Origin of the sequence: Pseudomonas putida, assembly GCF_028682175.1 — a bacterium.
Lineage (GTDB): Bacteria > Pseudomonadota > Gammaproteobacteria > Pseudomonadales > Pseudomonadaceae > Aquipseudomonas > Aquipseudomonas putida_AD.
On record NZ_JANHKS010000041.1, the window covers coordinates 14,331 to 28,828 of the forward strand.

Here is a 14,498-nt window from a genome sequence, read left to right on the forward strand (position 1 = left end):
GCGCAGGCAAGGGGGCTCGTGGTGCTTGGACAACCGTTATCGCGAGCAAGCTCACTCCTACAGGGGTGCGGTGATCCTGTAGGAGTGAGCTTGCTCGCGATAGGCCGGGGCGGACTCTGCTATCCTCGCCGCCATGAACAAACATCTCCCCCTCAGCCTGATTGCCGCCCTCGGTGAAAACCGTGTGATCGGTGTCGACAATTCCATGCCCTGGCATCTGCCGGGGGATTTCAAGTATTTCAAGGCCACCACCCTGGGCAAGCCGATCATCATGGGCCGCAAGACCTGGGATTCGCTCGGTCGCCCGTTGCCGGGTCGTCTGAACATCGTGGTGACTCGCCAAGCCGATCTGAAGCTGGAAGGCGCTGAAGTCTTTACCTCGCTTGAGGCCGCCGTGGCCCGCGCCGAAGAGTGGGCGACGGAGCAGGGCGTTGATGAAGTGATGCTGATCGGCGGCGCGCAGTTGTACGCGCAGGGGTTGGCGCAGGCAGATCGTCTGTACCTGACTCGCGTCGCGCTCAGCCCCGAAGGCGATGCGTGGTTTCCCGAGTTCGATCAGGCGCAGTGGAAGCTGGTTTCCAACGTTGAAAACCCGGCGGTGGATGGCAAGCCTGCGTACAACTTTGAGGTGTGGGAGCGCTGTTAAAAAGCAATCGCGAGCAAGCTCACTCCTACAGGGCTTGCGTAGATCCTGTAGGAGTGAGCTTGCTCGCGATGCTGTTTGTTCCGTAACAAATATGTCGTTTTTGTGTCATCTGTCGCGATCAGCGCGCAACATGACGCCATCAGAACGCGCACGGTCGCTGACGTTTTCAAACAGTCATGGCTTTTTGGTACGGTCCCTCCTCGAATTAATAAAGGGGAGGAAACCGTTATGAATTTCGTACCAAAACTGTTGGCCGCCGCACTCTGCCTGGGCCTTGCCGGGCAGGCGTTTTCTACCGAACTCAAGCACTGGCCCGAGCCTGCCGCCAAGCAGTTGAACGCCATGATTGCGGCAAATGCCAACAAGGGTAATTTCGCAGTCTTCGACATGGACAACACCAGCTATCGCTACGATCTGGAAGAGTCGCTGCTGCCGTTCATGGAAAACAAAGGGCTGATTACCCGCGAAAAGCTTGATCCTTCCCTCAAACTGATTCCGTTCAAAGATACGGCCGACCACAAGGAAAGCCTGTTCAGCTATTACTACCGCCTCTGTGAAATCGACGACATGGTCTGCTATCCATGGGTCGCGCAGGTGTTCTCCGGCTTCACCCTTAAGGAACTCAAAGGCTACGTCGACGAGCTGATGGCATCCGGCAAGCCGGTGCCGAGCACCTATTACGAAGGTGACGTGGTCAAGACCATCGAAGTCCAGCCGCCGAAGGTCTTCACCGGCCAGGCCGAGCTGTACAACAAGCTGATGGAGAACGGCATCGAGGTCTACGTCATGACCGCCGCGTCCGAGGAGCTGGTGCGCATGGTCGCCTCCGATCCGAAGTACGGCTACAACGTCAAACCGCAGAACGTCATCGGCGTGACCACGCTGCTGAAGAACCGCGACACCGGCGAGCTGACCACCGCGCGCAAGCAGATCAGCGCCGGCAAGTACGACGAGAAGGCCAACCTGGGCCTTGAACTGACTCCGTACCTCTGGACCCCCGCCACCTGGATGGCTGGCAAGCAGGCGGCGATCCTGACCTATATCGATCAGTGGAAAAAACCGGTGCTGGTGGGTGGGGATACGCCGAGCAGCGACGGCTACATGCTGTTCCACGGTGTTGACGTCAACAAGGGCGGGATTCACCTGTGGGTCAATCGCAAGGACAAGTACATGACCCAGCTCAACGGCATGATGAAGACCAACGCCGAGGCTCAGGCCAAGGAAGGGCTGCCGGTGACAGCGGACAAGAACTGGGTGATCGTCAAGCCTGACGAGATTCAGTAAGTCACGTCATTCCTCCGCAACATTTTGACCCACGAAAGACCTGTAGGAGTGAGCTTGCTCGCGATGGCGGTGTGTCAGGTTCAGATGAATTGACTGACTTGACGCTATCGCGAGCAAGCTCACTCCTACAGGGTTTGTGTGTGATTCAGATGCGGGGCAAATCCAGAATCGCTTCCAGCCCGCCGCTCTCGCGGTTGCGTAATCGCAAACGCCCGTCATGGGCCGCTGCCACGGTGTGGGCGATGCTCAGGCCCAGGCCGTAGCCGCCAGTACCGGCGTTACGCGAGCTTTCCAGCCGATAGAACGGCTCGACCACCTGCTCCAGCTGATCTTCCGGAATGCCCGGGCCCTGGTCGGCGATCACGATGCGCAATCGCTCGGGTTGATCCTCGATGAAGATGTCCGCCTGATGCCCGTAGCGAATAGCGTTCTCCAGCAAATTCTGCACACAACGTTTCAGGCTGCGCGAATAGGCAGGCAAGGGTTGCAGCGCCGAGCCGTGCAGGGCCACCTGGGCGTGCATGTCCTGAAAGTCGGCCTGCAGGCTTTGCAGCAGCGCGTTGATGTCCACGCTCTGGCGACTCTCGTTGATCTCGCCGCTGCTGACGAACTCCAGCGTCGACGACACCATGTTCTCCATGTCTTCCAGATCCTTGCGAAAGCGCTCGCGGGTCTGTTCATCGGCGAGCATTTCGGTGCGCAGCCGCAGGCGGGTGATGGGCGAGCGCAGGTCGTGGGAGATCGCCGCGAGAAACCGCGTGCGCTCCCGCAGGTTGGCGATCAACCGCTGCTGCATGCTGTTGAACGCCCTGGCCGCGCGGCGCACCTCAAGCGGGCCGTCCAGTGCCAGCGGTGCGCGCTTGATGTCCCGGCCCAGGGCCTGAGCGGCGTTGGTCAGCTCGGTCAGCGGGCGAATGGCCAGGCGCACCGCGAGCAGGACGATGATCGTCAGCAGGATGATCCGCACCAGGTAAATGCGCAGGAAGTAATCGAACATCACCTGCACCGGCGTCAGGCTGGTCCAGCCCTGATCTTCGCGGGCGCGCACCTGCAGCCAGCGACCGTCCGGCAAGTGCAGCTCAATGTTGAACATCCCGGCAGCAGGGCTTGAGCCGAACAGCGTGCTCATCCCGGCGGCGTTGCCCTGATCGTCGAGCAGCGACAGGTGCAGCAAGCGCAAGTCGCTGGCGATGCCCGTGCGCTGCTCGATGACATTGTTCAGCAGGCGCTCGGTGGCCTGGTCGGCGCTGCTCAGCTTCTCGGTCCGTGGCCTTGGAGCTTCGATGAATTGCAGGCGGAAGTCCGGCGTATTGAGGTGGCCGATGAAGCCGTTGGTGTGGGTGGGCTCGATGTGAATCACCCGAACGATGTCGGCCAGCCGACTGGCGATCAGGCGCGTGGGGATTTCCAGCACCTGGCTGTGGCGCACGTCGTACCAGATGCTGCTGGTGGCGATCTGCGCCGCGACCATCCCCGTGACCAGAATGATGACCAGGCGCCCGTACAGCGTGCGCGGCCAGAGTCTCACGAGGCGCTGGCCACGGCGGTTGCGGTGAGCATGTAGCCTTCGTTGCGCACGGTCTTTATCAGCTTGGGGTCAAGTTGTTGGCGCAACCGGCTGACGCAGACATCGATGGAGCGGTCGAACGGCGTGCTGTTCTTCTCGAACACGTGGTTGAGCAGAAAATCGCGGCTCAACGGGCGGTTGGGGTGCTGCAACAGCAAGCGCAGCACCCGGTAGTCGGAGTTGCCCAGGCTGATCACCAGCCCTTCAGGCGACAGCACCTGGCGGGCGCGGGTGTCCAGTTGCCAGCCATCGAAGGTCACGAACGGGGTTTCGTCGACGCGGGCGCGTTCAGGGAAACTCTGCACCCGACGCAGCACCACCTTGATCCGCACCAGCAGCTCGCGAGGGTCGAAGGGTTTGGGCAGGTAGTCGTCGGCGCCGATTTCAAGGCCGACGATGCGGTCGATCAGGCTGCCCCGTGCAGTGAGCATGATCACCGGTGTATTGGAGGTGGTGCGCAGTTCGCGGCACAGGCTCAGGCCGTCTTCACCGGGCAGCATCACGTCCAGCACGATCAGGTCGATGACGTTCAGCTCAAGGCGGCGGCGCATTTCCTTGCCGTCGCACGCAGTGGACGTCTGATAGCCCGCATCGCGCAGATACTCTGCAAGCAGTTGCCGGATTTCCGGATCGTCATCGACGATCAAAACGTGGTCTTGCCTGGACATAAGGGACGCTGTGCCTGTGAGTCGAGAAAGGGCAGCCCTGCCGAGACGCCCGCTGGGCGTTGTCCTACCGAAAAAGCCAACCAGCGGGCGGAGCAAATGTAATGGAATGTTGTGGGCGGCGAATTCCTGCATCACCAATACAAAGTTGGCCCGACCCGAACTGCGCTGCTCTTTAGACTGGCCGTTGTAAATGCGAGTCATTGTAATCTGGAGACGTGCGTGTTCAAAACTTTCCTCTCGATGCGCGGCACTGCTGCGTTGGTCTTGCTGTTGGGCGCCTGTCTGGCCCAGATCCCGCTGGCCTCGGCCAAGGAAGTCACCGATGTGCTGGGGCGCAAGGTGCAGGTGTCCGACCATGTTCAGCGTGTGGTGCTGGGCGAGGGCCGCCTGATTTCCGTATTTGCGTTGCTTGATCGCGACGGGCCCTTCAAGCGCATCGTCGGCTGGCAGGCCGATCTGAAGAAGCTGGACCCGAACACCTACAAGGCCTATGCGGCAAAATTTCCCGAGGTCAGCAAGATTCCGCTGATCGGCCAGGCCTCTGAGCAGAGCGTCAGCGCTGAAGAAATCCTCAGCCTCAAACCCGATCTGGCCGTGTTCAGCATTTCCGGCCATGGTCCGACCGAACACAGCCCGGTGGCCGACACGCTGGCAGCGGCGGGCATTCCGGTGTTGTTCGTGGACTTTCGCATCAAGCCCGTCGAAGGCACCCGCACCAGCATGATGGCGCTGGGCCGGGCGCTGGGTCGCGACAAGGAAGCGGCCGCCTACATCGATTTCTATGACCAGCACCTCAAGCGTGTAATCGACACCGTGGGCAAGATCGATGACAGCCAGCGTCCGAGCGTCTTCCTTGAACTGCTGGCCGGCGCCTGGCAGGCCCCGGGGCATACCACGGGCAAGAGCGGCATGGGTGAAATCATCAAGCTGGTGGGCGGGCGCAACATCGCCGAAGGTGTGGTGCCGGGTGCGCTGGGCGACGTCAGCGTCGAGTACGCGCTCAAGGCCGATCCGGACATCTACATCGCCACCGGCAACCACGAACCGGGCTTGCTGCTGGGCGCGGGTGTGCAGCCTGCTCCGGCCCAGGCGGCGTTCGCCAAAGTGCTGGCGCGCCCCGAGTTCAAGGACCTGCGCCCGATCCGCGACGGTCAGGCCCATGGCCTGTGGCATGACTTCTATAACTCGCCGTACAACATCCTGGCCATCGAAGCCCTCGCCAAGTGGATCAGCCCGGCGAAGTTCAAGGACCTGGACCCGCAGCAGACCATGGCCGAGATGAACCAGCAGTTCCTGCAAACGCCGCTGTCGGGCCAGTACTGGATCGATCAGCAGAAGTGACCTCTCAAGCACATGGCCTGCCCGAGCACGCTCCGGCAGGTCTTGAAGCCGCAAGCCAGGGTTATCGACGGCTGCTGGCGCGGCGTTTCTGGCTACTGGCGGGACTGGCGCTGGTGCTGGTTTTCGCCATGCTCATCGATCTGACCACCGGGCCGTCCGGCATGAGCCTGGGCACCTTGCTCGATGGCGTGCTGCATCCCGAGCATCTGGCTATCACCGACCGCATCATCATCTGGAACGTGCGCCTGCCCTACGCGCTGATGGCGGTGCTGGTGGGTTGCGCGTTGTCGCTGGCCGGTGCGGAAATGCAGGCGATCCTCAACAACCCGCTGGCCAGCCCCTTCACTCTGGGTGTGTCGTCGGCGGCCGCGCTGGGCGCCTCGCTGGTGATCGTGTTTCCACTGTCGTTCAGTTGGCTGTCGGGAAATGCTGCCGTGACGGTCGCAGCCTTCGTGTTCGCCTGCGCCTCGGTTTTTCTGCTGCAAGCCATGTCGCGATTGCGCGGCGCGGGGGTGGAAAGCCTGGTGCTGTTCGGCATTGCGCTGGTGTTCAGTTGCAACGCGCTGGTGGCGCTGCTGCAACTGGTGGCCACCGAAGATGTGTTGCAACAATTGGTGTTCTGGAGCCTGGGCAGCGTGGCGCGGGCCAACTGGGACAAGCTCGGGATGCTGGCGCTGGTTTTGGTGGTGGTGATGCCGATGTCGTTCGCCGCCTCCTCGCGCATGACGCTGCTGCGCATGGGCGAGGACCGTGCCCAGAGCTTCGGTATCGATGTGCGTCGCCTGCGACTGTTTTCCCTGCTGCGGATCAGCCTGCTGTCGGCCACCGCCGTGGCGTTTGTCGGCACCATCGGTTTTGTCGGGCTGGTGGGACCGCATATCGCCAGGATTCTGGTGGGCGAGGATCAGCGCTTTCTGTTCCCGGCCAGCGCCCTGGTCGGCGCGTTGTTGCTGTCGCTGTCGTCGATCGCCAGCAAGTTGATCATGCCCGGTGTGATCGTGCCGGTCGGGATTGTGACAGCGTTGGTCGGCGTGCCGATTTTTGTGTTTCTGGTGTTCAAGCGCGGGAGGCAGCTATGAGTGGCCTGAGCGTGCGCGATGCCTGCGTCAGTTACGGGCGGCGACAGGTGGTGCGCGGTTTGTCGTTGCCGGATCTGCAACCGGGCACCGTGACTGCGCTGATCGGCCCGAATGGCGCAGGCAAATCGACCTTGCTGCGCGCCGTGGCGGGGCTGGAAAGGATGAGCGGGGAGGTCAGCCTTCAAGGTCGTGCGCTGAACGATGTGTCCATCGCCGAGCGTGCACGACAGATCGCCTACATGCCGCAGAACCTGCCGCCGGGGCTGTCGCTCAGCGTCATGGAAAGCGTGATCGCGGCGTTGCGCGCCGGGGCTTTCAATGGTGTGCCCTTGTCCAGCGAAGGCTGTCTGCGCGAGGCGTATCGGGCCTTGCAGCGGATCGGCATCACCCATCTGGCCGATCAGCTGTTGAACGGGCTTTCTGGCGGGCAGCGGCAACTGGTCAGCCTGGCGCAACTCATCGCTCGCCGCCCGACGGTCATGCTGCTGGACGAGCCGACCAGCGCGCTGGATCTGAATTACCAGCTCAAGGTCATGGCCAGCGTGCGGGACATGGTGCGTGAACATCAATTGATCGCCGTGGTGGTGCTGCATGACATCAGCCTCGCAGCCCGGCATGCCGACCAGCTCGCGGTGCTGCGGGATGGGCAGTTGTTTGCCTTTGGTAGCGCCGGGCAGATTCTCACGCCAGGGTTGCTTGCTGATGTTTATGGCGTGCAGGGACGGGTCGAGCTTTGCTCGCAAGGGAGCATTCAGGTGCTGGTGGATGGGGCGTTGGCGTGAGATGTCTTTGATCCACCCGTAGGAGCGCGCTTGCCCGCGACCGCGGTGTGTCCGTCACCGATTCCTGAAGGCTGGGCACCGATCCTGTAGGAGTGAGCTTGCTCGCGATTGCATTCGGCCAGTCAATGCTGCATTGAACGATCGGACGCTATCGCGAGCAAGCTCACTCCTACAGGTGCTGTGTACAAACAAAAAGCCCGGCATCGCTGCCGGGCTTTTCTTTGCTGCACTGAACGCCGTTTACGGCACCAGCTTGTCCAGCATGGCCTTGTCACGCACAGCGCCTTTGTCGGCACTGGTCGCCAGCAGGGCGTAGGCCTTGAGCGCGGTGGTCACCTTGCGTGGACGCGACTCGACCGGCTTCCAGCCTTTCTTGTCCTGCTCGGCGCGGCGGGCGGCCAGTTCTTCGTCGGACACCAACAGGTTGATGCCACGGTTCGGAATGTCGATCAGCACCTTGTCACCGTCGCGCACCAGGCCAATCGCGCCACCGGCTGCAGCTTCCGGCGAAGCGTGGCCGATGGACAGGCCGGAAGTACCGCCCGAGAAGCGGCCGTCGGTCAGCAGCGCACAGGCTTTGCCCAGGCCCTTGGATTTCAGGTAGGAAGTCGGGTAGAGCATTTCCTGCATGCCCGGGCCGCCTTTCGGACCTTCGTAACGGATGATGACGATGTCGCCGGCCTTCACTTCGTCAGCGAGGATGCCGCGTACGGCGCTGTCCTGGCTTTCGAAGATCTTCGCGTTGCCTTCGAACACGTGAATCGATTCGTCCACACCGGCGGTTTTCACCACGCAGCCGTCCAGCGCGATGTTGCCGTACAGCACGGCCAGGCCGCCTTCTTGCGAATAGGCGTGCTCGACGCTGCGGATGCAGCCGTTCTCGCGGTCGTCGTCCAGGGTTTCCCAGCGTGTCGACTGGCTGAATGCGGTCTGCGTCGGGATGCCGGCCGGGCCTGCCTTGAAGAAGTGGTGAACCGCTTCGTCGTCAGTCTGGGTGATGTCCCACTTGGCGATAGCTTCTTCCATTGACTTGGCGTGCACGGTCGGCAGGTCGGTGTGCAGCAGGCCGCCACGGGCCAGCGAACCGAGGATGCTGAAGATGCCGCCGGCGCGGTGCACGTCTTCCATGTGGTACTTCTGGATGTTCGGCGCGACCTTGCACAACTGCGGCACACGGCGCGACAGGCGATCGATGTCGCGCAGGTCGAACGCGATCTCGGCTTCCTGGGCGGCGGCCAGCAGGTGCAGGATGGTGTTGGTCGAACCACCCATGGCGATGTCCAGGGTCATCGCGTTTTCGAAAGCCTTGAAGTTGGCGATGTTGCGCGGCAGTACCGAGTCATCGTTGTCGCGATAGTAGGTCTTGCACAGCTCGACGATGGTGCGGCCAGCCTGCAGGAAAAGCTGCTCGCGGTCGCTGTGGGTGGCCAGGGTCGAACCGTTGCCAGGCAATGCCAGGCCCAGGGCCTCGGTCAGGCAGTTCATGGAGTTGGCGGTGAACATGCCGGAGCACGAACCGCAGGTCGGGCAGGCGCTACGCTCGTATTCGGCGACTTTCTCGTCGGAGGCGGTGGAGTCCGCGGCGATGACCATCGCATCGACCAGGTCCAGGCCGTGGCTGGCCAGTTTGGTCTTGCCGGCTTCCATCGGGCCGCCGGACACGAAGATCACCGGGATGTTCAGGCGCAGGGCGGCCATCAGCATGCCGGGGGTGATCTTGTCGCAGTTGGAGATGCAGACGATGGCGTCGGCGCAGTGCGCGTTGACCATGTACTCCACGGAGTCGGCGATGATTTCGCGGCTAGGCAGCGAATACAGCATGCCGTCGTGGCCCATGGCGATGCCGTCATCGACCGCGATGGTGTTGAATTCTTTCGCCACACCGCCGGCTTTTTCGATCTCGCGGGCGACCAACTGGCCCAGGTCCTTGAGGTGCACATGGCCTGGCACGAACTGGGTGAACGAGTTGGCGATGGCGATGATCGGTTTCTTGAAGTCTTCGTCTTTCATACCCGTGGCGCGCCACAGGGCACGTGCGCCGGCCATGTTGCGGCCATGGGTGGATGTTTTCGAACGATAATCAGGCATGGAGCACTCCGGGCGGCTAATCAGGTTTAAACAGGGAGTGAGCTTCTCTTGGTCCATTGCAACGGCGACAGGTAGCTGCCGTCGCGGATGAGGTCGGTGACGCCACAGGATCGCTGCGCTTGACCGGAGCTCATAAACCCGCCGGGGATGATTGGCGATGAATACGCCGATTCTACACCGCTTGCGTGCCGATGGAATGCCAAGACCGATCAGGGGCGGTCTGGAATGCGCTTGTAGGACGTTTCTGAAAATCATTTGCACGGGTTTTGTCATCGCGCCCGCTTGGTTACTATCCCCGCGCCGCATGTGCGGCCTACGAGAAATCCCTCAATGGACCACCCCAGTTCAAGTTCCTCCGGAACGAACAATCTGGCACCGACCGCAGCGGCGGCGGGCTTGCCTGTGAGCTGACGTGGTCGGCTTTCCGGGTGGCCTGCGCGGCCGCCTGGAGAGAAGCATGACTACATTTGACCTCGTACACGGCAACACCTCTTTCACCGACCTGTCCGCAGCCGAAATCGCTGCGCATCTGGACGCGCTGCCTCATGACAAGCGTGCTGACGTCCTGGGTCGGCTCAATACCGATGCCGCCGTGGAAGCCACCGAAGACTTCCACAAGGGCGCCTTGATCTCCACACCCCTTGGCAACCTGAGCACGGCCACCGCTGCCTTCCTGTATCGCAAGCGCGTGCTGTGGCTGGTGCTGCTGGTGTTCGGCAACCTGTTTTCCGGCGCGGGCATCGCAGCCTTCGAAGACGTGATCGCGGCCAATATCGTGCTGGTGTTCTTCCTGCCATTGCTGGTGGACAGCGGCGGCAACGCGGGTGCGCAATCGGCGACCCTGATGGTGCGGGGCCTGGCGACCGGTGAAGTGGTCATCAAGGACTGGCTGCGCTTGCTGTGGCGCGAATGCTCGGTGGCCCTGGCGCTGGGCGTGACCATGGCGGTGGCCGTGGCATTTCTGGGTGCGGTACGTGGGGGCTGGGAGATTTCCATGGTCGTCGCCAGCAGCATGCTGGTGATCGTGCTGGTCGGCAGCCTGATCGGCCTGAGCCTGCCCTTCCTGTTCAGCCGCCTGAACATGGACCCGGCAGTGGCCAGCGGCCCGCTGATTACCTCGATTGCCGATGCGGCGGGGGTGTTGGTGTATTTCGGGATTGCTTCGGTGATTCTGGGGCTTTGAGGCCGTGCCAGGCTTTATCGCGAGCAAGCTCACTCCTACAGGATCTACGCATGACCTGTAGGAGTGAGCTTGCTCGCGATGATGTCTCAGACACATCCGGCATAACTGACCCGCACCAGCCTCCTATGAACATAACTAGCCTCACTAGACGATTCTAAAATGAGGCAAAGGCATGCCAGATTTTCCAAAAGGAAAGACCCTACGCAACGGGCGTTATTCTGAACCCGGAAGGATCTACCTCATTACGTCCGTGACTCAGGGCCGAACGCCGGTGTTCGCGGATTGGCGTTTGGGGCGCTTGGTGGTGGAGGAGTTGCGAGCGGCTCAAGAGTCAGGGATGGCGGACTCGATGGCCTGGGTTGTCATGCCTGATCACCTGCATTGGCTTATGGCACTGAAAGATAGTCAGTTGACCCCGCTCATGCAGCGAGTCAAGTCGCGCAGCGCCCGCTCGGTCAACAGCGTGAGGGGTGGGCATACGCAACTTTGGCAACGAGGTTTTTACGACCGTGCTCTGCGCAGTGAGGATGATCTGTTGAGGATGGCGAGGTATGTAGTGGCGAACCCATTGCGGGCCGGGCTTGTGCGCAGGATCGGAGACTATCCGCTGTGGGATGCAATCTGGCTGTAGGAGCGAATCGCGAGCAAGCTCACTCCTACAGGTCATGCGTAGATCCTGTAGGAGTGAGCTTGCTCGCGATGTTTTTTAGCTATTGGGCAACAACCGACAAGTAATGCTCTTGATGTACCGCGTTTCCGGGATTGCCGGGTGTACCGGGTGGTCCGGGCCCTGGCCGCCGCGTTCCAGGAGCTGGATGTTGCGGTCCAGGTGGCGGGCGCTGGTCAGGAGGATGTTCTGCAGGTCGTCTTCCGGCAGGTGCATCGAGCAGGAAGCGCTCACCAGGATGCCGTCCTTGCTCAGCAGGCGCATGGCCTGTTCGTTCAGGCGACGGTAGGCGCCTTCGCCGTTCTTCAGGTCTTTCTTGCGTTTGATGAACGCAGGCGGGTCGGCGACGATCACGTCGAAACGCTCTTCAGCCGCTTTCAGCTCTTTAAGCGCCTCGAACACGTCGCCTTCCACGCAGGTGACTTTATCGGCAAAGCCGTTCAGGGTCGCGTTGCGCTCCACGCCATCAAGGGCGAAGCCCGAGGCGTCGACGCAGAACACTTCGCTGGCACCGAATGCACCGGCCTGCACACCCCAGCCACCGATGTAGCTGAACAGGTCCAGTACCCGCTTGCCCTTGACGTACGGCGCCAGGCGCGCGCGGTTCATGCGGTGGTCGTAGAACCAGCCGGTCTTCTGGCCTTCCATCACCGGGGCCTCGAACTTCACGCCGTTTTCTTCCAGCGCAACCCACTCCGGCACCAGGCCGAAGGCGGTTTCGACGTACCGGTTCAGGCCTTCGGCGTCACGCGCCGCCGAGTCGTTCTTAAGCAGGATGCCGCTTGGCTTGAGCACTTGAATCAATGCGGCCAGCACGTCGTCCTTGTGCTCTTCCATGGTCGCGGAAGCCAGTTGCACCACCAGGATGTCGCCAAAACGGTCGACCACCAGGCCTGGCAGCAGGTCGGAATCACCGTAGACCAAGCGATAGAACGGCTTGTCGAACAGGCGCTCGCGCAGCGACAGGCACACGTTCAGGCGGTGCACCAGCAGCGATTTGTCCAGCGGCAGCTTGACGTCGCGCGACAGCAGGCGTGCGCAAATCAGGTTGTTCGGGCTCAGGGCGACGATGCCCAGCGGTTTGCCGCCGGCGGTTTCAAGGATCGCCTGGGCGCCTGGAGCGAAGCCGTTGAGCGGCGTGGCGGCAACGTCGATCTCGTTGCTGTAGATCCACAGGTGACCGGCGCGAAGGCGACGGTCGGCGTTGGGCTTGAGGCGCAAGCTAGGCAGGGACATGACGTCGCTCCGGAAAAAAGAGCGGGATTATAACCCGTGATCCGGCCTGCGGGCGTGCCGCTGTGAATTAACTGGCTGACGGTCTGTCGGATCCAGAGACTGTATCAACGGTTGTCGTAGCATGGGCGGTAAGGGTTAAAATCGCCCCCTGACCCCGAGTGTGTACTTATGTCCCAAGAGCTTACTTCCGAGCAGATCCAGCAGGCGTTGCAAGGCATCAGCGTCCCGCCCCAGCCGCAAATCATGGTGGATTTGCAGATGGAGCAGTACATGCCCGACCCTGACCTGGGTGTCATCGCCCGGTTGATTGCGCAGGATCCGGGGCTGTCCGGGGCTTTGCTCAAGATCGTCAACTCGGCCCATTACGGCCTGGCCAACAAGATTGCCTCGATCCAGCGCGCGGTCAATCTGCTGGGCAGCCGCTCGATCATCAACCTGATCAATGCGCAGTCGATCAAGGGTGAGATGAGCGACGAGACCATCGTGGTGCTCAACCGCTTCTGGGACACCGCCCAGGACGTGGCCATGACCAGTCTGACGCTGGCCAAGCGCATCGGCTCGCAAACCGTGGATGAATCCTACGCGCTGGGTCTGTTCCACGATTGCGGTGTGCCCTTGATGCTCAAGCGTTTTCCCGAGTACATGAACGTGCTCGAAGAGGCTTATGCCAAGGCCGGGCCAGAGTCTCGGGTGGTGGACACCGAAAACCGCATTCTCAACACCAACCACGCCGTTGTCGGCTATTTCACTGCCAAGTCTTGGCGTTTGCCTGAACATGTCAGCAATGCCATCGCCAACCACCACAATGCGCTGGCGATCTTCCAGGACGAGTCGGGCCGCAATGCCCCCCTCAAGAACCTGCTGGCGATCCTGAAGATGGCCGAGCACATCTGCTCTTCCCATCGTGTGCTGGGCAACCAGGTGGTCGATCATGAGTGGAACAGCATCGGCCACCTGATCCTCGATTACGTGGGGCTGTCGGACTACGACTTCGAGAACCTCAAGGAAAGCCTTCGTGAACTGAGCTCGCACTGATTCTGCGGGCCTTGCGTCTGTCCCTCATCGAGTTGCCCCATGCCTGAATTGCCTGAAGTCGAAACCACCCGTAGGGGCATCGCCCCTCATCTGGAAGGACAGCGCGTCAGCCGCGTGATCGTGCGTGATCGCCGCCTGCGCTGGCCGATTCCGGAAGATCTGGACGTGCGCCTGTCCGGCCAGAAAATCGTGATCGTGGAGCGCAGGGCCAAGTACCTGCTGATCCAGGCCGAGGTGGGCACGCTGATCAGCCATCTTGGGATGTCCGGCAATCTGCGGCTGGTGGAGGCGGGGCTGCCTGCGCTCAAGCACGAACACGTGGACATCGAGCTGGAGTCGGGCCTTGCCCTGCGCTACACCGACCCTCGTCGTTTCGGCGCGATGCTCTGGAGCCTCGATCCGCACAATCACGAATTGCTGGTGCGCCTAGGGCCTGAGCCGCTGACCGACCTGTTCGACGGCCTGCGCCTGTTCGAGCTGTCCCGTGGCCGTTCGATGGCGGTCAAGCCGTTCATCATGGACAACGCCGTGGTGGTGGGCGTGGGCAATATCTACGCGACCGAAGCGCTGTTCGCGGCGGGCATTGATCCGCGGCGCGAGGCCAAGAGCATTTCCAAGGCGCGCTATATAAAGCTGGCGGTCGAGATCAAACGAATCCTGGCCGCTGCCATCGAGCGTGGCGGTACGACGCTGCGGGACTTTATTGGCGGCGACGGCCAGCCCGGTTATTTCCAGCAGGAGCTGTTTGCCTATGGTCGTGGCGAAGAGCCGTGCAAGGTCTGCGGCACGACGATGCGCGAGGTGAAGCTGGGGCAGCGGGCGAGCGTGTATTGCCCCAAGTGTCAGAAGTAACCTGCTGCTTTTCTGTGGGAGCTGGCTTGCCAGCGAAGGCGGCGTGTCAGACAGCCCACCGGGTGCTGAT

Annotated in this window: 13 protein-coding genes; 9 read left to right on the forward strand and 4 right to left on the reverse strand. The window is 61.7% G+C overall.

Annotated features, from left to right (window positions below; all coding sequences use genetic code 11):
* Window positions 1–133 precede the first annotated feature (133 nt).
* Together NPS29_RS22410 and NPS29_RS22415 are read left to right on the forward strand one after the other, a co-directional pair.
* Window positions 134–646, forward strand: coding sequence for a dihydrofolate reductase (locus NPS29_RS22410; protein WP_274135178.1), 513 nt, complete (start codon window positions 134–136; stop codon window positions 644–646).
* 228 nt (window positions 647–874) lie between these two features.
* The gene (locus NPS29_RS22415) at window positions 875–1,930 is read left to right on the forward strand and encodes a haloacid dehalogenase-like hydrolase (RefSeq protein WP_274135179.1); all 1,056 of its coding nucleotides are present in this window, start codon (window positions 875–877) and stop codon (window positions 1,928–1,930) included.
* A gap of 145 nt (window positions 1,931–2,075) precedes the next feature.
* Here NPS29_RS22415 and NPS29_RS22420 read toward each other — a convergent pair whose 3' ends face one another.
* Both NPS29_RS22420 and NPS29_RS22425 read right to left on the reverse strand, forming a co-directional pair.
* On the reverse strand, window positions 2,076–3,458 hold the full coding sequence (locus NPS29_RS22420; protein ID WP_274135180.1) for an ATP-binding protein: 1,383 nt from the start codon (window positions 3,456–3,458) through the stop codon (window positions 2,076–2,078).
* A complete protein-coding gene (locus NPS29_RS22425; protein WP_274135182.1) occupies window positions 3,455–4,165 on the reverse strand; it encodes a response regulator in 711 nt (236 codons plus the stop codon). The genes NPS29_RS22420 and NPS29_RS22425 overlap by 4 nt, the downstream gene beginning before the upstream one ends.
* Window positions 4,166–4,405: 240 nt before the next feature.
* On the opposite strand from NPS29_RS22425, the gene NPS29_RS22430 reads away from it, so the two are divergent.
* From NPS29_RS22430 to NPS29_RS22440, 3 genes are read left to right on the forward strand one after another with little or no spacing between them, the layout of a single operon-like run.
* Window positions 4,406–5,506, forward strand: a complete 1,101-nt coding sequence (locus NPS29_RS22430; RefSeq protein WP_274135238.1) for an ABC transporter substrate-binding protein — start codon at window positions 4,406–4,408, stop codon at window positions 5,504–5,506.
* Window positions 5,503–6,585, forward strand: coding sequence for a FecCD family ABC transporter permease (locus tag NPS29_RS22435; protein ID WP_425312547.1), 1,083 nt, complete (start codon window positions 5,503–5,505; stop codon window positions 6,583–6,585). Before NPS29_RS22430 ends, NPS29_RS22435 begins: the two co-directional genes overlap by 4 nt.
* Window positions 6,582–7,367 (forward strand): ABC transporter ATP-binding protein, encoded by a 786-nt coding sequence (locus NPS29_RS22440; protein ID WP_274135184.1) that lies wholly within the window; start codon window positions 6,582–6,584, stop codon window positions 7,365–7,367. Before NPS29_RS22435 ends, NPS29_RS22440 begins: the two co-directional genes overlap by 4 nt.
* A 240-nt stretch (window positions 7,368–7,607) precedes the next feature.
* Here NPS29_RS22440 and ilvD read toward each other — a convergent pair whose 3' ends face one another.
* Complete coding sequence (ilvD, locus tag NPS29_RS22445; RefSeq protein WP_274135186.1) at window positions 7,608–9,455, reverse strand: dihydroxy-acid dehydratase; 1,848 nt, start codon at window positions 9,453–9,455, stop codon at window positions 7,608–7,610.
* A gap of 457 nt (window positions 9,456–9,912) precedes the next feature.
* Here ilvD and NPS29_RS22450 point away from each other — a divergent pair, with 457 nt between their 5' ends.
* On the forward strand, window positions 9,913–10,638 hold the full coding sequence (locus NPS29_RS22450; RefSeq protein WP_274135188.1) for a magnesium transporter: 726 nt from the start codon (window positions 9,913–9,915) through the stop codon (window positions 10,636–10,638).
* Between the two features lie 172 nt (window positions 10,639–10,810).
* Complete coding sequence (locus NPS29_RS22455; RefSeq protein WP_274135190.1) at window positions 10,811–11,269, forward strand: REP-associated tyrosine transposase; 459 nt, start codon at window positions 10,811–10,813, stop codon at window positions 11,267–11,269.
* Between the two features lie 75 nt (window positions 11,270–11,344).
* On the opposite strand, the gene NPS29_RS22460 is transcribed toward NPS29_RS22455, so the two are convergent.
* The gene (locus NPS29_RS22460; protein ID WP_274135191.1) at window positions 11,345–12,541 is read right to left on the reverse strand and encodes a class I SAM-dependent rRNA methyltransferase; all 1,197 of its coding nucleotides are present in this window, start codon (window positions 12,539–12,541) and stop codon (window positions 11,345–11,347) included.
* 168 nt (window positions 12,542–12,709) lie between these two features.
* Here NPS29_RS22460 and NPS29_RS22465 point away from each other — a divergent pair, with 168 nt between their 5' ends.
* Both NPS29_RS22465 and mutM read left to right on the forward strand, forming a co-directional pair.
* Window positions 12,710–13,576 (forward strand): HDOD domain-containing protein, encoded by an 867-nt coding sequence (locus NPS29_RS22465; protein ID WP_274135193.1) that lies wholly within the window; start codon window positions 12,710–12,712, stop codon window positions 13,574–13,576.
* Window positions 13,577–13,615: 39 nt separating this feature from the next.
* Window positions 13,616–14,428 (forward strand): bifunctional DNA-formamidopyrimidine glycosylase/DNA-(apurinic or apyrimidinic site) lyase, encoded by an 813-nt coding sequence (gene mutM / locus NPS29_RS22470; RefSeq protein WP_274135195.1) that lies wholly within the window; start codon window positions 13,616–13,618, stop codon window positions 14,426–14,428.
* The last annotated feature ends 70 nt before the right edge of the window (window positions 14,429–14,498 follow it).

Excerpts from the sequence above, each read along its gene's own strand:
- NPS29_RS22410 (WP_274135178.1), top strand. The coding sequence starts at position 134 with ATGAACAAACATCTCCCCCTCAGCCTGATTGCCGCCCTCGGTGAAAAC.
- NPS29_RS22415 (WP_274135179.1), top strand. The coding sequence starts at position 875 with ATGAATTTCGTACCAAAACTGTTGGCCGCCGCACTCTGCCTGGGCCTT.
- NPS29_RS22425 (WP_274135182.1), bottom strand. The coding sequence starts at position 4,165 with ATGTCCAGGCAAGACCACGTTTTGATCGTCGATGACGATCCGGAAATC.
- NPS29_RS22430 (WP_274135238.1), top strand. The coding sequence starts at position 4,406 with ATGCGCGGCACTGCTGCGTTGGTCTTGCTGTTGGGCGCCTGTCTGGCC.
- NPS29_RS22440 (WP_274135184.1), top strand. The coding sequence starts at position 6,582 with ATGAGTGGCCTGAGCGTGCGCGATGCCTGCGTCAGTTACGGGCGGCGA.
- ilvD (WP_274135186.1), bottom strand. The coding sequence starts at position 9,455 with ATGCCTGATTATCGTTCGAAAACATCCACCCATGGCCGCAACATGGCC.
- NPS29_RS22450 (WP_274135188.1), top strand. The coding sequence starts at position 9,913 with ATGACTACATTTGACCTCGTACACGGCAACACCTCTTTCACCGACCTG.
- NPS29_RS22455 (WP_274135190.1), top strand. The coding sequence starts at position 10,811 with ATGCCAGATTTTCCAAAAGGAAAGACCCTACGCAACGGGCGTTATTCT.
- NPS29_RS22460 (WP_274135191.1), bottom strand. The coding sequence starts at position 12,541 with ATGTCCCTGCCTAGCTTGCGCCTCAAGCCCAACGCCGACCGTCGCCTT.
- NPS29_RS22465 (WP_274135193.1), top strand. The coding sequence starts at position 12,710 with ATGTCCCAAGAGCTTACTTCCGAGCAGATCCAGCAGGCGTTGCAAGGC.
- mutM (WP_274135195.1), top strand. The coding sequence starts at position 13,616 with ATGCCTGAATTGCCTGAAGTCGAAACCACCCGTAGGGGCATCGCCCCT.